A 20,917-nucleotide genomic window follows, 5' to 3' on the forward strand; every position below is an offset into this window, starting at 1 on the left:
TGGCTCCATGCATAGTTCTAGCGCAGCCGGAGGCGGCGTAAAGGCCCCCTTCCCATCTTTCGGCGCCTCAGGGGCGCGCGCAGGCGATCAGCAGGAACATCGGCCGGTTGAGCTCCGCCCGCCATTCCGGATGCTCGGCAAGCTGCTGTTCGCTCGGCCGCCACTCCTCGACATGACGAATGACAAAACCGGCCGCCACCAGCGCATTCAGCGTCGTGCCGAGCGTGCGGTGGTGCTTGACAACGCCCTCGGCGAGCCAGTCCGTGGTGCGCCGGCCCTCGACGAGATAATCGTCGAGCGGCCAGACCTGCCGGCCGCCGACCTCGGCCCAGTCCGGCTGCGACGGCGCCATGTAGATTGGGTGCTCGATGGTGAAGACGAAGGACGCCCCCGGCGTGAGCGCCGCGTGGACGGTACGCACCAGCCGGTCGAAATCCGCGATGTAGTGGAAGGCGAGCGAGGAATAGGCAAGGTCGAAGGCGCCTTCCGGCAGGTCGAGCGTATCGAGGTCGGCGATCTCGTAGCGCACGGCGGGCGAGGCCGTCTCGGCCTTCGCCCGCGCGATCATGTTTTCCGAAAGGTCGAGGCCGAGCACGCTCGCCGCTCCTTCTTCCGCCGCATACCGCGCGAACCAGCCGAAGCCGCAGCCGAGATCGACGATGCGCCGGCCGGCAAGGGGCGGCAGCAGCGCGCGCACCGATTCCCACTCCGCCGCGCCGGCAAGCCCGTGCACGGAGCGCGGAAGGCCGCTGTAGCCCTCGAAGAAGGCGGGATTGTCGTAGATGTTCTGCGCCATGGGAAGCTCCTTTGCGCCGGGCATAGCGCGTTTGCAGCCGGGGGCAAAGCCGTGCGATTCCCCCCTTCGGGGTTGACAGCGGCGCCCCGCGCCTGTCCGTTGGCGGCCGAAAGGAAGCGGCCATGACGATATTGGACAGGTTTTCCCAGAAGGGGCGCGTCGCCCTCGTCACCGGCGGCGGGCGCGGCCTCGGCTTCGAGATCGCCAGGGCGCTGGCCGAGGCCGGCGCGCATGTCGTGGTGACGGGCCGCACCGCCGCGACGCTCGACGAGGCCGTGGAAAAGATCGCCGCGGCGGGCGGAAGCGCCTCGGCCGCCGCCTTCGACATCGCCGACCGCGCCGCCCAGCGCGCGGCCCTTGCCGCCATCGAGGAACGGCACGGCCGGCTCGACGTGCTGGTCAACAATGTCGGCGCGCGCGACCGCCGGCCGCTCTCGCAGATGGACGACGAAGCGATAGACGAGCTCGTGCGCACCGACTTTTCCGCCGCCGCCAGCCTTTCGCGCGATGCGGCGGTGATCATGATGCGGCAGGCAAGCGGCCGGCTGATCGCCGTCACCTCCATCGGCGGTCATGTCGCCATGCCGAACGACGGCGTCTACCCCGCCGCCAAGCAGGCGCTGACCGGCCTCATGCGCAGCATGGCCGTGGAATACGGCCCCTACGGCATCACCAGCAACGCCATCGCGCCCGGCTGGTTCGCCACCGAGACCAACGCTGCCATGGCCGCCAACGAAGAACTGATGCCCTTCGTGCGCCAGCGCATCCCCGTCCAGCGCTGGGCGCGCGCCGACGAGATCGCCGGCGCCGCCCTCTTCCTCGCCAGCGACGCCGCCTCCTTCGTCAACGGCCATGTGCTGGTGGTGGACGGGGGCATGACGGTGCGGATGTAGGTCTCCGCATGCCCCTCATCCCCCTGCCGGGACCTTCTCCCCGCAAGCGGCAAAGCAATCGCATATTGAAGGCCCTCTCTGCCTGCCGGCATCTCCCCCACAAGGGGGGAGAAAGGCTGGCAGCCCGTTTTTCCCTCAATTCTTGAATGCCGAGAGTGCCGCACGTTAAGTCCCTCCCCCTTGTGGGGAGGGATTTAGGGAGGGGTCTTTTCCATATGCGCCGCACTCACTCCGCCGCCGCGGCCGCTTCCAGCGGGGCGATGTCGAGCTTGACCATCTTCAGCATCGCCTCGGCGACGCGCCTGACCTTCGCCTGGTCGGGATCGTTCATCAGTTCGCCGAGCCGCGCCGGGGCGATCTGCCAGGACAGGCCCCAGCGGTCCTTCAGCCAGCCGCAGTGCTCCACCGAGCCGCCCTCCTTCAAGGCGTTCCACAGCCGGTCGAGATCGCCCTGCGTCTCGCATTCGACCATGATGGAGAAGCTGTGGTTGAACGGATCGAGCGGCCCTGCCTCGATCGCCATGTAGCGCTGGTCGCCGAGGGTGAAGCTGGCGATCTTCACACTGCCGGGCGGGCCGCTCGGGCTTTCGGCCGGCATCTTCGAGACCCAGTGCACCGACGAGCCGGGGATGAGCGAGGCATAGAAGCCGATGGCGGCCTCCATGTCCTTGGCGAACCAGAGATGCTGCGTGACCTTCATCGTGGCGTCCTCCTTGACGATCCTGCACAAGGACGAAGGCGCGCCCAACGTTCCGACAGCGCGTCAAAAAATCAGCCGGAGAAATCCTCGATGACGGCAAGGAAGGCCTCGCCGAAGCGGTCGCGCTTGGAAACGCCGATGCCGGGGATGTCGAGCAGTTCCTCCAGGTCGCGCGGACGCTCCTTGGCGAGCGCGATCAGCGTCGTGTCCGGGAAGACCACATAGGGCGGCACGTCGAGGTCCTTGGCGATGGCGAGCCGCTCGGCGCGCAGCGCCTCGAAAAGCTCGCGGTCCGAGCCGGAAAGATTGGAACGCTCGCGCGCGGCGGGCGAGTTGCCCGCCTTCGCCCTGCGCCCCGCCTGCGGCCGGTCCTTGCGGAAGAACACCTCCCGCTCGTGGCGGAAGACGGCGCGCGCCTCCGGCTCCAGCTTCAATGCGCCATAGGCCGAATGGTCGACGCTGACGAGGCCCATGGCGAGCAATTGCCGGAAGATCGACTGCCAGACACGCGGCGCGATGTCCTTGCCGGCGCCGAAGACGGGCATGTCCGTGTGGCCGAAGCGCTGCGTCTTCTCGTTCTCGACGCCCATCAGCACATCGATGACATGACCGGAACCGAAACGCTCCCCGGTGCGGTAGACGGCGGCGAGCGCCTTGATGGCCGCTTCCGTGCCGTCCCAGGTCTCCACCGGGTTGCGGCAGGTGTCGCAATTGCCGCAATTCCCGGCGTGGCTCTCGCCGAAATGGGCGAGGATCGCCTTGCGCCGGCAGCCGGCCGTCTCGCAGATGGCGAGCAGCGCCGTCAGCTTGGCGCGCTCGATGCGCTTGATCTCGTCGGCCGCCCCGCCCTCGTCGATCATCCTGCGCCGCTGCACGACGTCGGCCATGCCGTAGGCCATCCAGACCTCGGAGGGCAGGCCGTCGCGCCCGGCGCGGCCCGTCTCCTGGTAATAGGCCTCCACCGAGCCCGGCAGGTCGAGATGGGCGACATAGCGCACATCCGGCTTGTCGATGCCCATGCCGAAGGCGACGGTGGCGACGAGGCAGAGGTTTTCTTCCTTGAGGAACGCGTCCTGGTTGGCGTCGCGCACCGACCGGTCGAAGCCGGCATGGTAGGGCAGCGCACGAACACCCTGCGTATTCAGCCACTCGGCCGTGTCCTCGACCTTCGCCCGCGATAGGCAATAGACGATACCGCTCTCGCCCTGGTGCTTCGACAGGAAGCGCAGGAGCTGCTGGCGCGGCTGGTCGCGCTCGGCGATCTCGTAGGCGATGTTCGGCCGGTCGAAGCTGGTGGTGAAGATTTCCGCGTGCTGGAGCCCCAATCGCTCGACGATATCGTCGCGGGTATGCGGATCGGCCGTCGCCGTCAGCGCGACGCGCGGCACGCCGGGATGGCGCTCGCCGAGCACGCCGAGCGCCCGGTATTCCGGCCGGAAATCGTGCCCCCATTGCGACACGCAATGCGCCTCGTCGATGGCAAAGAGCGAAATGCGGGCTTCCGCCACGAGCTCAGCGAAACCGTCCGTCACGATGCGCTCGGGCGTGACATAGAGAAGGTCGAGATCGCCCGTGCGCATGGCATCGCGCACGGCGAAGAACTCATCCCGCGTTAGCGAGGAGTTGAGCGCCGCCGCCTTCACGCCGAGCTGCTTCAGCGCTTCCACCTGGTCGCGCATCAGCGCGATCAGCGGCGAGATGACGATGCCCACACCATCGCGGCAGAGCGCCGGGATCTGGAAGCACAGCGACTTGCCCGCCCCCGTCGGGAAGAGCACCACCGCATCCCCGCCCGCCGTCACATGCTCCACCACCGCCTGCTGCTTGCCGCGGAAGGCGTCATAGCCGTAGACGCGCTTGAGCACGTCGAGGGGGCGGGCGTTGTGGGTGGAAGTATCGAGCATGCGTTCCGTCTTCGTTTGCGGCGACTATGGCGTTTGCGCCGCGGGGAGGCAACCCGCGAAGGGAATGGCGCGCCGTGTCACGTGGATCCTCGGGTCAAGCCCGAGGATGACGGAGAGGAGGAGAGGTCGAGCGGTCGCCAAACGGCGCGGCAAAGGGGAACATCGATTTTCGCTCTTGCCCCTCTTCTGTCATCCTCGGGCTTGACCCGAGGATCCACACCTCACGCCGCCTACTTCCCCGCCGGCCCCTTCACGCGGCCGGAGAGCACGCCGAAGCCTTCGATGATCGCCTCCTGGTTCTCCATCCGCACCGTCTCCATCTGCACTTCCTGCAGCGCGCGCAGGATCTGCGGCACGCGCTCGCCGTCGCCCTCCTCCGTCGAGACGGCGAGTTCCCGCTCCAGCTCGCGGCGCTGCCAGAGGAGCGCGCGGGTGCGCTTGTGGAGGGCCAGCGCCTGGAGGTAGCCTTCGCGGGCGTCTTCCGGCGCGGCTTCGGCCGTCGCGGTCCACAGGCGCGAATTGCGGATCTGCTGGTCGAGGCCCTTCAACAGCGTGTCGAAGCCGGCCGTCTCCAGCTCCTCGAGCAGGCGGTCGCGCTCCAGCCGCGCGCCGACCGAGCCGGCGATGCCGAGGAGCGCCGACCAGAGGCGCTGGAGGTCGCGGTTCTCGTATTCGATGATGGCGATCTCGTCGTAGTCGCTGAAGAGCAGGCCCGGATGGTTGACGACGGTGAGCGCCAGCACGCTTTCACGCAGCGCCGGCAGCTCCTGCGCGCCGCGCACCAGCGCCGAGCGGGCGAGCCGGTCGGAGATGCCGGAGGGACCGGCATTGCCCTGAGGCGCGCCGCGCCCACCGCCCCTGCCCTGACGGTTGCCGGCAAAAGTGCCGCCCTGCCTTTGCGGCGGGCGGAAGAAGGCGTTCAGCCGGTCGCGCATGTCCTGCTGGTAGTGGCGGCGCACATCCTCGTCGGCAATGGCGGCCGTCACCTGGCGCAGGCGCGCCTCCAGCGCCGCGCGGCTTTCCGGCGTCTCGAAATTGACGCCCTGCACCTCGCGGTTCCAGATCATCTCGGCAAGCGGGCGGGCGCCCGCCATCACCTTGTCGAAGGGCGCGCGGCCCTCGTGACGCACGAGGTCGTCCGGATCCTTGCCGTCCGGCAGGAGGGCGAAGCGCACGGTGCGCTCGGGCTTGATGAAGGGGAGCGCAAGGTCGGCGGCGCGGTTGGCCGCGCGGATGCCCGCCCCGTCACCGTCGAAGCAGAGCACCGGCTGCGGCGTCATCCGCCAGAGAAGATCGAACTGGTTTTCGGTGAGCGCCGTGCCGAGCGGGGCGACGGCGTTCTCGATGCCGGCCTGGTGCAGGGCGATCACGTCCATGTAGCCCTCGACCGCGATGACCGTGCCGGCGGTCTGGATGGCCTTGCGGGCGCGTGCGTGATTGTAGAGCACGCTGCCTTTATGGAAGAGCTCCGTCTCGTTGGAATTAAGGTATTTCGCCGGCGCGTCCGGCGACATGGCGCGCCCGCCGAAGGCGATGACCTTCTCGCGCAGCGAGAGGATGGGGAACATGATTCGGTCGCGGAAGCGATCATAGGAAACCGGGATCTCCGGCCCATGGACGACGAGCCCGCAGGCCTCGATCGCCTCCTTCGGCACGCCCTTGCCGGCGAGAAATTCCTTCAGCGCGTTGCGGCTCTCCGGCGCATAGCCGAGGCGGAAGGTCTCGATGGTGCGACCCGTCAGGCCGCGGTCGCGCAGATAGGCGCGCGCCTTGGCGCCGGCCGGCGTCTGGAGCTGGTCCTCGAAGAAGCGCGCCGCCATCTCCATGACCTCGACGAGGCCCATGCGCTCCTTCTCGCGCTGCTCGGCCTCGCGGTCGGGCTGCGGCATGGCGACGCCCGCAAGGTCGGCGATCTGCTGCACGGCTTCGGGGAAGGACAGCCCTTCAAGGTCGGTGAGGAAGCGGAAATGATCGCCCGAGACGCCGCAGCCGAAGCAATGGTAGCGCCCCTTGCGGTCCTCGCAGTGGAAGGACGGCGACTTCTCGCCGTGGAACGGGCAGCAGGCCCAATAGTCCCCCCGCGAGACGTTGGTCTTCCGGCGATCCCACGTCACGCGTTTGCCGATCACGTCGGAAATCGAAACGCGGTCGCGGATCTCGTCTAGGAAGGCGTTGGAAAAGCGCATGGTTACCTCGGTTCCCCGACCCATAGAGCCAAAAAGCCGGCATTGCTATGGTGCAGGATGGCGTTGCCCGCAATTCACAGATTGACAGCATGACGATTGTATATACACTTGAAAACGACACCGCGCATGAGTGCTGGTCGGAAACCTAGAACAGGGTACGATTCATGCGCGAAGAGCAGAGCTATTTTTCATCTTTCGAATGGGATGAGCTGAAAAGGGAAGCCAATCTCGCCAAACACGGCATCGATTTTCCGCGCGCGGCGTCCGCTCTCAATGGACCCCGGCTGGACAAACCGTCGGAACGCAACGGCGAAATCAGGACCCTTGCAATCTGCCCGCTGACGGATCGCCTCATCGCGGTCGTCTATACGATGCGGGGCGACATATGCAGGATCATCTCGGCAAGGGCGGCACGTAAAAATGAGCAAAGAGCATATCGTCAGATATACCCTTGAGGAAATCGAGGAGAAGATCGCCAAGGGCAAAGACCGAAGCGACTGGGCCCGCGTCGACGCGATGACGGACGAGGATATCCTCGCCAACATGCGCGACGACCCGGATTGGGCGGATTTCATCGACGTCGACTGGTCCAAGGCGAAGATCGTCGTTCCGGCACAGAAGACGTCGATCTCCATCCGGCTCGACGCCGATATCGTGGATTTCTTCAAGGCGACGGGAAAGGGCTACCAGACCCGCATCAACGCCGTGCTGCGCCACTACATGGACGAGCAGGACAAGGGCAAGAAGAGCGGCTGACGCCGCTCCCCTTACTTCAGCAGGTCCTTCACCATGCCGGAGGCCCTGGCGAAATCCATCTGGCCGGGGTAGCGCTCCTTGAGCACGGCCATGACCTTGCCCATGTCGCGCAGGCCCTGCGCGCCGATCTCGGCGATGATCCCCGCGATGAGGTCCTTGACCTTCTCGTCGGAAAGCTGCTCGGGCAGGAAGCCCTTGATGACGGCGATTTCCTCGCGCTCCTGGGCGGCGAGCTCCGGACGGCCGTTCTCGGCGAAGATCTTGGCGGATTCCTCGCGCTGCTTGATCATCTTGGCGAGGATCTGCAGCAGTTCGTCGGTCTCGACGGGGCCCTTGCCGGCACCGCGGTTGGCGATGTCGCGGTCCTTGAGCGTCGCCTGGATGAGGCGCAGCGTGGAGACACGGCAGGCATCCCTTGCCTTGAGCGCATCCTTGAGGGCGTTTGCGATGGTCTCGCGCATTCTTTTCTCCATTGGAGGCCCCCGCGTGGAATGCGCGGCCAGGGCCTCGATCGTCGTTCGATTGTCGATGCTCATAGCCCGGCAGGCGGGCTGCGGGCAAACGGATTGCGCAAGTGCGTGAAATTACACGCTTTATAATTCCGCGCAATTCACAGGGCGACGGTTGACCCCGCCGCCCGCATTGTCTATTTTCCGGCACCTGCACGAAAATTGGCAATCAGGGCGCACCAACGCGGGTTTCCGCGCGCCTTTGCCTGCGATCTTAAATGGTGCCCGCCGCGAACCCTTTCAAGCGCGGCACCGGAAACGGGATACTCATGACCTCGACCCCCGCATGGACCACCGAAAAGCCCACCGCCCTGCTCGTCCTTTCCGACGGCACGGTCATCGAGGGCAAGGGCATCGGCGCCACCGGCAAGGTGACCGCGGAAGTCTGCTTCAACACGGCGCTGACGGGCTACCAGGAGATCCTGACCGACCCCTCCTATCTCGGCCAGATCGTCACCTTCACCTTCCCGCATATCGGCAATGTCGGCGCCAACGACGAGGACATCGAAGACCTGACGCCCGCCGCCCGCCACGGCGCCGTCGGCACGATCTTCAAGGCCGACATCACCGAGCCGTCGAACTACCGCGCCGCAAAGCACCTCGACGCCTGGCTGAAGGCGCGCGGCATCATCGGCCTTTCGGGCATCGACACGCGCGCGCTCACCGCCTGGATCCGCCAGAACGGCGCGCCGAACGCGGTGATCGCCCACGATCCGAACGGCGTCTTCGACATCGAGACGCTGAAGGCCGAAGCCAAAGCCTGGAGCGGCCTCGTCGGCCTCGACCTCGCCAAGGTCGCCTCCTCCGGCCAGTCCTCGCGCTGGAGCGAGAAGCCGTGGGTGTGGAACGAGGGCTACGAAGACCTCTCCGACGCGGACGTGAAGTACCACATCGTCGCGCTCGACTACGGCGTGAAGCGCAACATCCTGCGCCTCTTCACGGGGCTCGACTGCAAGGTCACCGTCATGCCGGCGACCTCCAGTGCCGAGGACGTGCTGGCCCAGAAGCCGGACGGCATCTTCCTTTCCAACGGCCCGGGCGACCCGGCCGCCACCGGCGAATATGCCGTGCCGGTCATCCGCAAGCTGATCGAGACGGGCATTCCGATCTTCGGCATCTGCCTCGGCCACCAGATGCTCGGCCTTGCCGTCGGCGCCACGACCGAGAAGATGCACCAGGGCCACCACGGCGCGAACCATCCGGTGAAGGACCACACGACCGGCAAGGTCGAGATCGTCTCGATGAACCACGGCTTCGCCGTCGCCTCCGCCACCCTGCCGGAGGGCGTGGAGGAAACCCACGTCTCGCTGTTCGACGGCACGAATTGCGGCCTGCGCCTCGTCGGCAAGCCGGTCTTCTCCGTGCAGCATCACCCGGAGGCCTCCCCCGGCCCGCAGGACAGCCACTACCTCTTCCGCCGCTTCATCAACCTGGTGCGCGAAAAGAAGGGCGAGGACGCCATTCCGGAACGGGCGTAAGCTCTCTTCCCCATCGAATGCAGAAAGGCCCCGGACGGCAGCGTCCGGGGCCTTTCCGTATTCGTCAGGCGGTGCGCACCAGCCGGTAGAAGCGCCAGTTGAGCAGCACGGCGGCCGCGGCAAGGCCGCTGAGGAAACCGAACCACACGCCGATGCCGCCGAAGCCCGCCGGGAAGGCGAAGAACCAGGCGCAGAAAAAGCCGATCGGCCAATAGGAGATCAGCGCCAGCACCATCGGGATGCGCGTGTCCTTCAGCCCGCGCAGGAGCCCGGCGGCGATCGCCTGGAGCCCGTCGACGAGCTGGAAGATGCCGGCGATCACCACGAAGGGGCCGGCGATGGCAAGGACGGCCGCCGAATCCGCACCCGCCTTGTCGAGGAAGATCGAGGCGAGCGTCGTCGGCACGAGCGCGAAGAGGATGCCGCCGCTGACCGCGATGACCGCCGCGATCATCAGCACCGCCAGCGCCGCGCGCACGACGCCGAGCCGGTCGCCCCGCCCGTGCGCCACGCCGACGCGCACCGTGCCGGCCTGCGCGAGCCCCAGCGGGATCATGAAGGCGATGGAGGCGAGCTGGAGCGCGATGCCGTGGGCGGCGAGCTGCAGCGTGCCGATATTGCCCATCAGCAGAGAGGCGCCGGTGAAAAGCCCGACTTCGGCGAGCATGGTGAGGCCGATCGGCAGGCCGAGGTGGACCACTTCGCGCAACGCGCCCCAGTCCGGCTTCCAGAACCGCACGAACAGCTCGTAACGGCGCATGTCCGGCCGCGACTGGATATAGGCGGTGATGAGCAGGAAGCTGAGAAGGTTCACGCAGAAGGAGACGATGGCCGCCCCTTCCATGCCGAGGGCCGGAAAGCCGAAATGGCCGAGCACCAGCGCATAGGCGAAGAACGCGTTGACCGACAGGATGATGATCGTGACATAGAGCACGATGCCGGCGCGCCCGTGTGCGCTCACGAGGCCGCGCAGCGTCATGAAGAGCAGGCCCGGCGCCATGCCCCACTGGGCGATCTTGAGGTAGCTGCCGGCGAGCGCCGCCACTTCCGGCTTCTGGCCGGCATAGAGCAGGATCGCCTCGACATTGTAGAAGAGCGGGATCATCAGCGCCGAATAGGCGAGCGCCACCCACATGCCCATGCGCACGGCGCGGCGCACGGAAACGGCATCGCCCCGCCCGTAGGCCTGCGCGACCATGGGCATGACGGCATTGGCAAAGCCCGAGCCGAGGATGAAGACGGTGAAGAAGAACTGCGCCGACAGGACGATGGCCGCCAGATGCGCGGCGCCGAGCCGGCCGAGGATGACCACGTCCGTCGTGTGGATGCCGAGCTGGGCGAGCTGCGCGCCGATCAGCGGGATGCCGAGGGAAAAGGTCGCCCGGAAATGCGTTCCCCAGCCATTGTCCTCGCGTTGCGTTGCCGTGTGCATGATTTTCTCGCTTTCGACCGCTTGGGATCACAAGTTCCCGCCGCGATCAATCGAATAGGTGTGATCTTCTCATCAAACTTGCGCGAAACGGCGCCTTGCCGGCGTTTTCCGGGCCGATTTTCACCGGAATGTCACGCTTGAAAGCGCTTCAGGCCTTCTCCGCCGCAAGATCGGCCGTCGGCCCCGCCCCTGCCCCGCGCAGCTTGGTCACGAAGACGACGAGCCCCACGAGGAGGATCAGCGCGGCGACCGCGAAGGGCGCGCCGGCAAAGACGAACGGCGCTGAGGGCTGCGTGAAGCCGCTGAAGACCTGCGTGAAGATCAGGGGGCCGATGATGGTGGTGATGCTGGAGACGCTGGTGAGCGCGCCCTGCAGCTCGCCCTGCGCGGAAGGCGGCACGCGCGCCGAGGCGATGGAACGCAGCGGCGGATCGGCCAGCGCCTCCAGCGCCGTGAGCGCGATCACGGCATAGATCATCCAGCCCTCGACGGCCGCGGCATAGCCGGCAAGGCCGAGCGCCGAGAAACAGAGGCCGATGACCGCCGTGCGGTATTCGCCGAGCCGCGGCACGATGCGCGGCAGCACCAGCCCCATGACGAGCGCGCTGCCGACGCCGAAGACGCCGAGCGAAAAGCCGATCTGCCCCTCGCTCCAGCCATAGCGGTAGGCCGAGACGAAGGACCAGACGGCCGGATAGACGACATGCGCCAGCCCGTAGCAGAAGAAGACGAGGCCAACCCACAGCACGCCCGGATATTTGCGCATCTGCAGAAGCGCGCCGAGCGGGTTGGCGCGCACCAGCTCGAACGGGCGGCGGTTCTTCGCCTCCAGGCTTTCGGGCAGCAGGATCCAGGCCGCGACGAAATTGAGGAAGGCGAGCGCCGCCGCGCCGTAGAAGGGAATGCGCGGCCCGAACTCGCCGAGGAACCCGCCGATCACCGGCCCGAGCACGAAGCCCGTGCCGAAGGCGATGCCCATCAGGCCGAAGTTCTTCGAGCGTGTCTCGTCCGTCGAGACATCGGCGATGTAGGCGGCGGCCGTGCTGAAGCTCGCCCCGCTGAGCCCCGCCAGCACGCGGCCGACAAAGAGCATCCAGTAGCTCGTCGCCAGCGCGCAGATGAGGTTGTCGAAGGCGAAGGTGAGGATGCACACGAGCAGCACCGGCCGGCGGCCGAAACGGTCGGAAAGATTGCCGACGAAGGGCGCGAAGAGGAACTGCATGCCGGCATAGACGAGCAGCAGCCAGCCGCCGTCGACGGCCGCCTGGCCGATGTCGTCGCCGGTCAGCTCGCGCAGATAGGTCGGCAGCACCGGCATGATGATGGCGATGCCGATCACGTCGAGGAACATGATCATGAAGACGAGAAAGAGCCCCCGCCGGGCGGACCGGGCATCGACCATGGAACAGACCTCGAAAAAATGAACGGTGCCCACGCGGGGGCAAAATGTCAGGTCGCGTGTTCTATTTCACTTTTCCGGGCGAAACAATCCATGAACATTGCAATTGTTTTGATGCGTCCATCAGCGAATGCGGGATTTCCGCCGCATCCGCCGTGAGGGGCGATATCTCAGATATCGCCCTGGAAGGTGTTGCAGGCGTCGAGCCGGCCGCTGTCGAAGCCGCGCTTGAACCAGCGGCGGCGCTGCTCGGAGGTGCCGTGGTTGAAGCTTTCCGGCACGACATAGCCCTGCATGCGCTTTTGCAGCGTGTCGTCGCCGATCTGCGTGGCGGCGTTCAGCGCCTCCTCGAGATCGCCGCTTTCCAGAAGCCCCTTCTGCTCGGTATACTTGCCCCAGATGCCGGCATAGCAGTCGGCCTGAAGCTCGACGCGCACGGACATCTGGTTGGCCTCGACCTCGCTCATGCGCTGGCGCTGCTGGTTGAAGCGCGGCAGGATGCCGGTGAGGTTCTGCACATGGTGGCCGACTTCGTGCGCCACGACATAGGCCTGCGCGAAATCGCCGGCCGCGTCGAACTTGTTGGCGAGCTCGTCGAAGAAGCTCATGTCGAGATAGAGCTTGTGGTCTCCCGGGCAGTAGAACGGGCCGGAGGCCGCCGAAGCGAAGCCGCAGGCCGATTTCACCGAGCCGGAGAAGAGCACCATCTTGGGCTCCTCGTAGGTCTCGCCGGCCGCCTTGAAGATGCCGCTCCAGGTGTCTTCCGTCTCGGCGAGCACCGTGGCCATGAAGGCCTTGGTCTCCTCCTCCTGCGCGGAGGAGCGACGGCTTGCGGTTTCCGTCTGCTCGAAGCCCGGCTGGGAGGTCTGGCCGCCCTCGCCCATCACCTGCAGGAGGTCGATGCCCATCATCTTCAGGACGAAGTAGATGACGACGAGGAAGATGATCGTGCCGATGCTCATGCCGCCGCCGGCCCGGCGCGCGCCGCCCATCGGGATGCGGAAACCGCCGCCGCTGCCGCGCCCGAAGGGATTGCTCCCTCCCATCGAGGGCCCGGCTCCGCGCTGGTCCTCGATATTGTCCGACTGGCGACGACCTTTCCATTCCATGGCGCATTTCCCCGCGTTGATGGCCGACGAACGCTTGTGGCGTAAATTCGTTCCTCAGCACCCGCTTATAGGGCCTGCGCATGCGCCTTGCAAAACGAAAAGCGGCCCGTCAACGACGGCGAAGGACGGCGTTGAAACGCTCGGCCCAGCCGCCCTGGTGCAGCGCGAGCGAGCCCGCGCCGACGATGAGCAGCGTGATGACGGCGGCCGAAAGTCCGCCCTGGAGGCCGGAGGCGCCGCCAAAGATCATCGTGTTCATCAACCGGCCCGGCACCAGCGTGAAGAGGCCGGCGACGACGATGCCGCCGAAATACATGCCCGCGACATGGGCGCGGTGGGCACGGATATCGCGCCGGCGCGCGGCCGCAATCGCCTTGAAGCTTCCGACGATGACATAGAGCGAGAGGATATGGATCGGGCTGAAGCCGAAGGCCATGTCGATGCCGTGGATGAAGAAGGTGGAAACGCTCGTCGCCACCATCAGCACCAGCCAGACCTTGCCGAGAAGGCGGTGGGCGGGCGTGCCCTTCGGCCGGGCGAGCAGGAAGGCGCCGAGGAGCGCGGCGGGCAGCACGGTCGCGACATGGAACTGGATGGCGAAGGGGGCGGCAAGAAGCGGCGCGAAGGTCATGGACGGGCTCCGGTGCGGTTGAATTCGCAGCCGGCTTGCGCCATTGATCGGTCCGCCTCAAACGCTTTGGCCCGAACGGACGGAAAACTTCGTGAAAAGCCCCTTCCTGCAATCCGCGCTTCGTGAACTGCAGGTCTTCCTGCGCTCGCCGCGCTTCTGGGCGACCTTTGCGGCGGTCGTGCTGATCTTCTGGGTGACGGGCCCCTACGGCACCGCCGAGCGGCTCGCCGCCGTGCCGCGCCTCGGCTTCTGGTTCGTGCTGCATGCCGTCGCCTGGAGCATCGCGGTCGTCACCATCGTCCTCGTCGACACGGCGTTGCGGCCGCGCATGCCGAGCCTCCCTGGCCGCATGGCCGTGGGCACGGTCGTCGCGGGCGTTCCGGTGGGGCTGGCGACGGAGGCGATCAGCCTCTTCACCTTCGGCGGCGAACCGACGCTTTCCACGCTTGCCGGCGGCATCGTGAGCGGCCTCCTCCTCTCCGCCCTCTTCTGCGGCCTCACCTTCCTCACGATGAGCAGCCGGCAGGCCGCCGCCCTTGCCGCCGCGCCGCCGCCGTCTGCCGAGGCGCCGTCCGACGTGCCGCTGCTGCGCCGCCTGAGGCCCGAGAACCGCGGGCCCATCCTGCACATGACCGTCGCCGACCATTACACCGAGGTGACGACCAGCCGCGGGCGCGAACTCATCCTGCTGCGCTTTTCCGATGCGCTCGAGGAGGTCGGCGATACGCCCGGCCTCCAGGTGCACCGCTCGCATTTCGTGGCCGACGCCCATGTGGCAAGGCTCGTGCGCGCCGACGGACGGCTTGCGGTCGTGCTCAGGGACGGCGCGGAAATCCCCGTCAGCCGCAGCCGCCTGGAGGCGGTGCGCTCCCGCTGGGACTGATTTTTTCGGGGCGCCTGTCGGATTGCCGTTCCGCCGCGCGTCTCTAGGTATCCTTCAACACCAAGCCGGGAGAGACCCCATGCGAAAGATCATTGTCGGCGCCTTCGTCAGCCTTGACGGCGTCATGCAGGCGCCGGGCGGGCCCGAGGAGGATCCCATCGGCGGCTTCCGCTTCGGCGGCTGGGTGGCCCCGTTCTTCGACGAGAAGATGGGCGAGTCCGTCGGCGAGACCTTTGCCAAACCCTTCGACCTGCTGCTCGGCCGCAAGACCTACGATATCTTCGCCGCCCACTGGCCCTATGCGGCGGCGGACGATCCCATCGGCCCGCTCTTCGACCGCATCGACAAATTTGTCGCAACGCGCAACCCGGCCTTCGCCCCCACCTGGCAGAACAGCCATGTGCTCGGTCCGGACGCCGTCGCCGCCGTGCGCGCCCTCAAGGCGGGCGATGGTCCCGACCTCCTCACACAGGGCTCCACCGAATTCCTGAAGGCGCTGTTCGAGAACGACCTCGTCGACGAGATCCACGTCTCGATCTTCCCGGTCATCCTCGGCAAGGGCAAGCGGCTCTTCGGGGACGCCTCCTTCCCGCGCGCGCTGACGCTGATCTCCTCGAAGACCAGCGACACGGGCGTGACGATGAACAAATATGCCCGCGCCGGCGAGGTCGCCACCGGCTCCTTCGAGTTCGACACGCCGACCGACGCCGAGCTGGAACGCCGCCGCAACCTCACCTGACGGCTCAGGCGAGCCCCTCGCCCGCCACCGTCTCCGCCAGCCAGCCGGCGAAGGCGGACATGGCGGGCGTGACGCTGCGCGATTGCAGCCGCGTCAGCCAGTAGCTGCCGAGCGCGACGCTCGTCGCAAAGGGCTGGACGACAGCCCCGGAGGCGAGCAGGCGCGAAAACATCAGCGGCGGCGCGAGCCCGACGCCGACACCCTGCAGCACCGCTTCCATCATGGCGAGCGAGGTATCGAAGACGACGGTGTTCTGCGGCGGCGGCGTGCGCGGCAGGCCGGCGGCCTCGAACCAGCGCGTCCACTCGTCGCGCCGGTAGGAGCGCAGCAGCGTCAGGCAAAGAAGGTCCGCCGGCTCCTTCAGGTCCCTGGCGACCGCCGGCACGGCGAGAACGGAAAGCGGTGCCTCGAAGAGGCGGACGGCATCCGTGCCGTGCCACGCGCCCGTGCCGAAGCGGATGGCGAAGTCGAGGCCTTCGGCGGCAAGGTCGACCCGGTTGTTGTTGGTCGAAAGCCGCACCTCCACGTAAGGGTGGCGCTCGCGGAAGGCGGCAAGGCGCGGCAGCAGCCAGCCGACAGCGAAGGTGCCGACCGCACCCACCGTCAGGATCTCCCGCACATGCCCGCCGCGGAAACGCTCCAGCGCATCGGCCATGCGGTCGAAGCCGTCGCGCAGCACCGGCAAAAGGCTTTCGCCCTCCGCCGTGATCATCAGCCCGCGCGGCAGGCGCTTGAAGAGCGCGACGCCGAGCTGGTCTTCGAGGCTTTTCACCTGATGGCTGACGGCCGCCTGCGTCACGTTCAGCTCGATCGCCGCCCGCGTGAAGGAGAGATGCCGGGCGGACGCCTCGAAGGCGCGGAAGGCGTTGAGCGGCAGATAAGGCCGAACCATGGCAATGCCCTAATTTTCCTAATGGCTGAGACCAGTATTCATCTTTTGTCAGGCCACAAGAGCACTGCTATCCATGGGATGCAAGCCATTCAGATTTCGGGGAAATGCGATGGATTTTCGTCTTGTCGCGGCCAGCGTCCTGCTGGCCGCCGGCTTCTCTGCGCCCGCCGAAGCCCGTATTATTTGTACAATCGTCGCCGATGCGGCCAGCGACGACATCATCCTGGAGAAGGGCGACTGCAAGACGCGCGTCACGCCCGCCTCCACTTTCAAGGTGCCCCTGGCGGTGATGGGCTACGATTCCGGTTTCCTGGAAAATGCCGAGGAGCCGGTGCTGCCCTTCATGGAAGGCTATCCCGACTGGGGCGGCGATGCCTGGCGCCAGCCGACGACGCCGAAGCGCTGGCTGGAATATTCCGTCGTCTGGTATTCGCAGCAGATCACCAGGTTCCTCGGCTACGAGCAGTTGCGCGACTATGCCGAGGCCTTCGACTACGGCAATGCCGACATGACGGGCGACCCCGGCAAGGACAACGGCCTTGAGCGTGCCTGGATCGCCTCCTCGCTGAAGATCTCGCCGCGCGAGCAGGTCGCCTTCCTGAGGAAGCTGGTCAACCACGAGCTGCCCGTCTCCGCCGACGCGATGGATGCGGCCATGACCATCGTGGAGCGGCGCGACATCGCGGACGGCTGGGGCGTGCAGGGCAAGACCGGCATGGCCTATTCGAAAAAGCCCGACGGAACGCCGAACTACGGCCGCCCCTACGGCTGGTATGTCGGCTGGGCGAGCCGCGACGACCGCACCGTCGTCTTCGCCCGGCTGATCCAGGATGAAAGGAAGCAGACGTCCCGCACGAGCCTTCGGGCACGCGACACCATTCTGCAGGAACTGCCGGCCATCCTGGCGGCGGAGTGAACGGCGGCCTCGTGCGGCAGCCGCGCCGTAACGAGGCCCCGCATTTTCCTGTCGATTCGGCGATTTTCGGGGTTCCGCTCTCCCCCGCATTTGCCTATAAGCCGCTTCTAGCCTTGAAAGACCATTTTTGCGCGCCCGGCCCGGTGAACCCATCGCCATGCCGGTTTTTTCGCGCACGCGGCCGAAGCGAACGAGAACGGATAGAGAGATGCCCAAGCGCCAAGATTTGAAATCGATCCTCATCATCGGCGCGGGGCCGATCGTCATCGGGCAGGCCTGCGAATTCGACTATTCCGGCACCCAGGCCTGCAAGGCGCTGAAGGAGGAAGGCTACCGCGTCATCCTCGTCAACTCCAACCCGGCGACGATCATGACCGACCCGGGCCTTGCCGACGCGACCTATGTCGAGCCGATCACCCCCGAAGTCGTCGCCAAGATCATCGCCAAGGAGCGCCCGGACGCGCTGCTGCCGACCATGGGCGGCCAGACGGCGCTCAACACCGCGCTCTCCTTGAAGCGCATGGGCGTGCTCGACCGTTATAATGTCGAGATGATCGGCGCCAAGCCGGAAGCCATCGACAAGGCCGAGGACCGCGCGCTCTTCCGCGAGGCCATGGCCAAGATCGGCCTCGAAACGCCGAAATCGATGCTGGCCAACGCCACCGACATCAAGGAACTGGACCGCAAGGCCCACGAGGCCGAGCGCGCCAAGCTCAAGGCCGAGCTTTCCGGCGATGCGCTCGACAAGGCGCTGGACGAGCTGGAGAACCGCTGGAACCTCGGCGAGACCGACCGCAAGCAGCGCTACATGAGCCATGCCATGGCCATCGGCGCGCAGGCGCTGGACGAGATCGGCCTTCCCGCCATCATCCGCCCCTCCTTCACCCTCGGCGGCACCGGCGGCGGCATCGCCTACAACCGCTCGGAATTCTTCGACATCGTCTCCGGCGGCCTCGACGCCTCGCCGACGACGGAAGTGCTCATCGAGGAGTCCGTCCTCGGCTGGAAGGAGTACGAGATGGAAGTGGTCCGCGACAAGGCGGACAACTGCATCATCATCTGCTCCATCGAGAACATCGATCCGATGGGCGTCCACACGGGCGACTCGATCACCGTCGCCCCTGCCCTGACGCTGACGGACAAGGAATACCAGATCATGCGCAACGCCTCGATCGCGGTGCTGCGCGAGATCGGGGTGGAGACGGGCGGGTCGAACGTGCAGTTCGCCGTCAATCCGGCAAACGGCCGCCTCGTCGTCATCGAGATGAACCCGCGCGTCTCGCGCTCCTCCGCGCTCGCCTCCAAGGCGACCGGCTTCCCCATCGCCAAGATCGCCGCCAAGCTCGCCATCGGCTACACGCTCGACGAGCTGGAAAACGACATCACCGGCGGCGCGACCCCGGCCTCGTTCGAGCCGTCCATCGACTACGTGGTCACGAAGATTCCGCGCTTCGCCTTCGAGAAATTCCCGGGCGCCGAGCCGACGCTGACCACCGCCATGAAGTCGGTCGGCGAGGTCATGGCCATCGGCCGCACCTTCGCCGAATCGCTCCAGAAGGCCCTGCGCGGCCTCGAAACGGGCCTGACCGGCCTCGACGAGATCGAGATCCCCGGCCTTGGCGACGGCAACGACAAGAACGCCATCCGCGCCGCCATCTCCACCCCGACGCCGGACCGCCTGCGCATGGTTGCCCAGGCCCTGCGCCTCGGCCTGACGCTGGAAGAGGTGCATGAGGGCTCGAAGATCGACCCGTGGTTCCTCGAGCAGTTCAAGGCGATCGTCGACATGGAGGCCCGCATCCGCGAACACGGCCTGCCGGAGGACGCCGAGAACCTGCGCATGCTGAAGGCCATGGGCTTCTCCGATGCGCGCCTTGCCACCCTTTCCGGCAAGCGCCCGAAAGAAGTCGCCGAGCTGCGCAACGGCCTCAACGTCCGCCCGGTCTTCAAGCGCATCGATACCTGCGCGGCCGAATTCGCCTCGCCGACGGCCTACATGTACTCGACCTACGAGACGCCGTTCGCGGGCGCCACGCGCTCGGAAGCCGGCATTTCGGACCGCAAGAAGGTCGTCATCCTCGGCGGCGGCCCGAACCGCATCGGCCAGGGCATCGAGTTCGACTATTGCTGCTGCCATGCCGCCTTCGCGTTGAAGGACGCCGGCTATGAGGCGATCATGGTCAACTGCAACCCGGAGACCGTCTCGACCGACTACGACACCTCCGACCGCCTCTATTTCGAGCCGCTGACGGCCGAGGACGTCATCGAGATCCTGAAGGCCGAGCAGACGAACGGCGAGGTCGTCGGCGTCATCGTGCAGTTCGGCGGCCAGACCCCGCTGAAACTCGCCGAAGCGCTGGAAAAGAACGGCATCCCGATCCTCGGCACCGCGCCCGACATGATCGACCTTGCCGAGGACCGCGACCGCTTCCAGAAGCTTTTGATGAAGCTCGACCTGATGCAGCCGAACAACGGCATCGCCTATTCGGTCGAGCAGGCCCGGCTCGTGGCCGGCGAGATCGGCTTCCCGCTGGTCGTGCGCCCGTCCTACGTGCTCGGCGGGCGCGCCATGCAGATCATCCATTCGGAAGGCCAGCTCCAGACCTACCTGCTCGACACGGTGCCGGAACTGGTGCCGGAGGACATCAAGCAGCGCTACCCGAACGACAAGACCGGCCAGATCAACACCCTGCTCGGCAAGAACCCGCTGCTCTTCGACAGCTACCTGTCGAACGCCGTGGAGGTCGACGTCGATGCGCTGTGCGACGGCAAGGACGTCTTCGTCTCCGGCATCATGGAGCATATCGAGGAAGCCGGCATCCATTCGGGCGACTCGGCCTGCTCGCTGCCCGTCCACACGCTCTCCACCGAGATCGTCGACGAACTGGAGCGCCAGACCAAGGCGCTCGCCAAGGCGCTCAACGTCGGCGGCCTGATGAACGTGCAGTACGCCATCAAGGACGGCACGATCTATGTTCTCGAAGTGAACCCGCGCGCCTCGCGCACGGTGCCCTTCGTCGCCAAGACCATCGGCGCGCCGATCGCCAAGATCGCCGCCCGCGTCATGGCCGGCGAAGGCCTCGACGCGGCGATCGCCGTCTACGGCAAGAAGCCGGACCCGCGCAACCTCAAGCACATCGCCGTCAAGGAGGCCGTGTTCCCCTTCGCCCGCTTCCCGGGCGTCGACACGCTGCTCGGCCCGGAAATGCGCTCGACCGGCGAGGTCATCGGCCTCGACACGGACTTCGCCCTTGCCTTCGCCAAGTCGCAGCTCGGCGCCGGCGTCGACCTGCCGCGCGGCGGCACGGTCTTCGTTTCCGTGCGCGACGAGGACAAGGACCGCGTGCTGACGGCCGTGCGCCTCCTCACCGACATCGGCTTCAAGGTCATGGCGACCTCCGGCACCGCCCGCTTCCTTGCCGAAAAGGGCATCGAGGCGGTGAAGGTCAACAAGGTGCAGGAAGGCCGTCCGCATGTCGAGGACGCCATCCGCAACCGCCAGGTCAGCCTCGTCATCAACACGACGGACAGCAGCAAGGCGATTTCCGACTCGAAGTCGCTCCGCCGCGCCGCCCTGATGCAGAAGGTGCCCTACTACACCACCATGGCCGGCGCCGAGGCCGCCGCCCAGGCCATCAAGGCCCTCAAGCAGGGACAACTGGAAGTCCGCCCGCTGCAGGCGTATTTCTGAGGT

At 66.6% G+C, this 20,917-nt stretch carries 18 protein-coding genes; 8 read left to right on the forward strand and 10 right to left on the reverse strand.

Translation table 11 applies throughout. The features are described 5' to 3' along the window. Positions 1 to 67 precede the first annotated feature (67 nt). Positions 68 to 796 (reverse strand): class I SAM-dependent methyltransferase, encoded by a 729-nt coding sequence (locus ACZ5TO_RS10930; RefSeq protein ID WP_464798100.1) that lies wholly within the window; start codon positions 794 to 796, stop codon positions 68 to 70. A gap of 122 nt (positions 797 to 918) precedes the next feature. Here ACZ5TO_RS10930 and ACZ5TO_RS10935 point away from each other — a divergent pair, with 122 nt between their 5' ends. Further along, positions 919 to 1,689 (forward strand): SDR family oxidoreductase, encoded by a 771-nt coding sequence (locus ACZ5TO_RS10935; protein WP_464798101.1) that lies wholly within the window; start codon positions 919 to 921, stop codon positions 1,687 to 1,689. 226 nt (positions 1,690 to 1,915) lie between these two features. On the opposite strand, the gene ACZ5TO_RS10940 is transcribed toward ACZ5TO_RS10935, so the two are convergent. From ACZ5TO_RS10940 to dnaG, 3 genes are all read right to left on the reverse strand, one after another. Then, positions 1,916 to 2,389: a VOC family protein gene (locus ACZ5TO_RS10940; RefSeq protein WP_464798102.1), complete on the reverse strand. Its 474-nt coding sequence runs from the start codon at positions 2,387 to 2,389 to the stop codon at positions 1,916 to 1,918. Between the two features lie 71 nt (positions 2,390 to 2,460). Beyond that, positions 2,461 to 4,293, reverse strand: coding sequence for a DNA helicase RecQ (recQ, locus tag ACZ5TO_RS10945; protein WP_464798103.1), 1,833 nt, complete (start codon positions 4,291 to 4,293; stop codon positions 2,461 to 2,463). Positions 4,294 to 4,523: 230 nt separating this feature from the next. After that, positions 4,524 to 6,479 carry a DNA primase gene (gene dnaG / locus ACZ5TO_RS10950; RefSeq protein ID WP_464798104.1) on the reverse strand — a complete coding sequence of 652 codons (1,956 nt, stop codon included), beginning with the start codon at positions 6,477 to 6,479 and terminating at the stop codon, positions 4,524 to 4,526. A 164-nt stretch (positions 6,480 to 6,643) separates the two neighbouring features. Between dnaG and ACZ5TO_RS10955 the strand changes: the two genes are divergently transcribed. Both ACZ5TO_RS10955 and ACZ5TO_RS10960 read left to right on the forward strand, forming a co-directional pair. Continuing rightward, complete coding sequence (locus ACZ5TO_RS10955; protein ID WP_464798105.1) at positions 6,644 to 6,934, forward strand: BrnT family toxin; 291 nt, start codon at positions 6,644 to 6,646, stop codon at positions 6,932 to 6,934. Further along, a complete protein-coding gene (locus ACZ5TO_RS10960) occupies positions 6,900 to 7,235 on the forward strand; it encodes a BrnA antitoxin family protein (RefSeq protein ID WP_464798106.1) in 336 nt (111 codons plus the stop codon). Before ACZ5TO_RS10955 ends, ACZ5TO_RS10960 begins: the two co-directional genes overlap by 35 nt. An 11-nt stretch (positions 7,236 to 7,246) precedes the next feature. Here ACZ5TO_RS10960 and ACZ5TO_RS10965 read toward each other — a convergent pair whose 3' ends face one another. Next, positions 7,247 to 7,696 (reverse strand): GatB/YqeY domain-containing protein, encoded by a 450-nt coding sequence (locus ACZ5TO_RS10965; RefSeq protein ID WP_464798107.1) that lies wholly within the window; start codon positions 7,694 to 7,696, stop codon positions 7,247 to 7,249. A 317-nt stretch (positions 7,697 to 8,013) separates the two neighbouring features. Between ACZ5TO_RS10965 and carA the strand changes: the two genes are divergently transcribed. Further along, the gene (gene carA / locus ACZ5TO_RS10970) at positions 8,014 to 9,222 is read left to right on the forward strand and encodes a glutamine-hydrolyzing carbamoyl-phosphate synthase small subunit (protein WP_464798108.1); all 1,209 of its coding nucleotides are present in this window, start codon (positions 8,014 to 8,016) and stop codon (positions 9,220 to 9,222) included. Between the two features lie 64 nt (positions 9,223 to 9,286). On the opposite strand, the gene ACZ5TO_RS10975 is transcribed toward carA, so the two are convergent. From ACZ5TO_RS10975 to ACZ5TO_RS10990, 4 genes are all read right to left on the reverse strand, one after another. Beyond that, positions 9,287 to 10,654 carry an MATE family efflux transporter gene (locus ACZ5TO_RS10975; protein ID WP_464798109.1) on the reverse strand — a complete coding sequence of 456 codons (1,368 nt, stop codon included), beginning with the start codon at positions 10,652 to 10,654 and terminating at the stop codon, positions 9,287 to 9,289. A 148-nt stretch (positions 10,655 to 10,802) separates the two neighbouring features. Next, the gene (locus tag ACZ5TO_RS10980; protein WP_464798110.1) at positions 10,803 to 12,056 is read right to left on the reverse strand and encodes a TCR/Tet family MFS transporter; all 1,254 of its coding nucleotides are present in this window, start codon (positions 12,054 to 12,056) and stop codon (positions 10,803 to 10,805) included. A gap of 167 nt (positions 12,057 to 12,223) precedes the next feature. Further along, a complete protein-coding gene (gene ypfJ / locus ACZ5TO_RS10985; protein ID WP_184143340.1) occupies positions 12,224 to 13,162 on the reverse strand; it encodes a KPN_02809 family neutral zinc metallopeptidase in 939 nt (312 codons plus the stop codon). A 109-nt stretch (positions 13,163 to 13,271) separates the two neighbouring features. Next, a complete protein-coding gene (locus ACZ5TO_RS10990; protein ID WP_464798111.1) occupies positions 13,272 to 13,793 on the reverse strand; it encodes a DUF2306 domain-containing protein in 522 nt (173 codons plus the stop codon). Between the two features lie 91 nt (positions 13,794 to 13,884). Between ACZ5TO_RS10990 and ACZ5TO_RS10995 the strand changes: the two genes are divergently transcribed. After that, the gene (locus ACZ5TO_RS10995; protein ID WP_464798112.1) at positions 13,885 to 14,676 is read left to right on the forward strand and encodes a LytTR family DNA-binding domain-containing protein; all 792 of its coding nucleotides are present in this window, start codon (positions 13,885 to 13,887) and stop codon (positions 14,674 to 14,676) included. 79 nt (positions 14,677 to 14,755) lie between these two features. Further along, positions 14,756 to 15,415, forward strand: a complete 660-nt coding sequence (locus ACZ5TO_RS11000; RefSeq protein ID WP_464798113.1) for a dihydrofolate reductase family protein — start codon at positions 14,756 to 14,758, stop codon at positions 15,413 to 15,415. A gap of 4 nt (positions 15,416 to 15,419) precedes the next feature. On the opposite strand, the gene ACZ5TO_RS11005 is transcribed toward ACZ5TO_RS11000, so the two are convergent. Next, positions 15,420 to 16,307, reverse strand: coding sequence for a LysR family transcriptional regulator (locus ACZ5TO_RS11005; RefSeq protein ID WP_464798114.1), 888 nt, complete (start codon positions 16,305 to 16,307; stop codon positions 15,420 to 15,422). Positions 16,308 to 16,416: 109 nt separating this feature from the next. Between ACZ5TO_RS11005 and blaOXA the strand changes: the two genes are divergently transcribed. Then, entirely contained in the window at positions 16,417 to 17,223 is an 807-nt protein-coding gene (blaOXA, locus tag ACZ5TO_RS11010) for a class D beta-lactamase (protein WP_464798115.1), read from the forward strand. Positions 17,224 to 17,431: 208 nt separating this feature from the next. Next, a complete protein-coding gene (gene carB, locus ACZ5TO_RS11015; RefSeq protein ID WP_464798116.1) occupies positions 17,432 to 20,914 on the forward strand; it encodes a carbamoyl-phosphate synthase large subunit in 3,483 nt (1,160 codons plus the stop codon). Positions 20,915 to 20,917: the final 3 nt, after the last annotated feature.

The organism is Shinella sp. Sh6 (assembly GCF_055392685.1).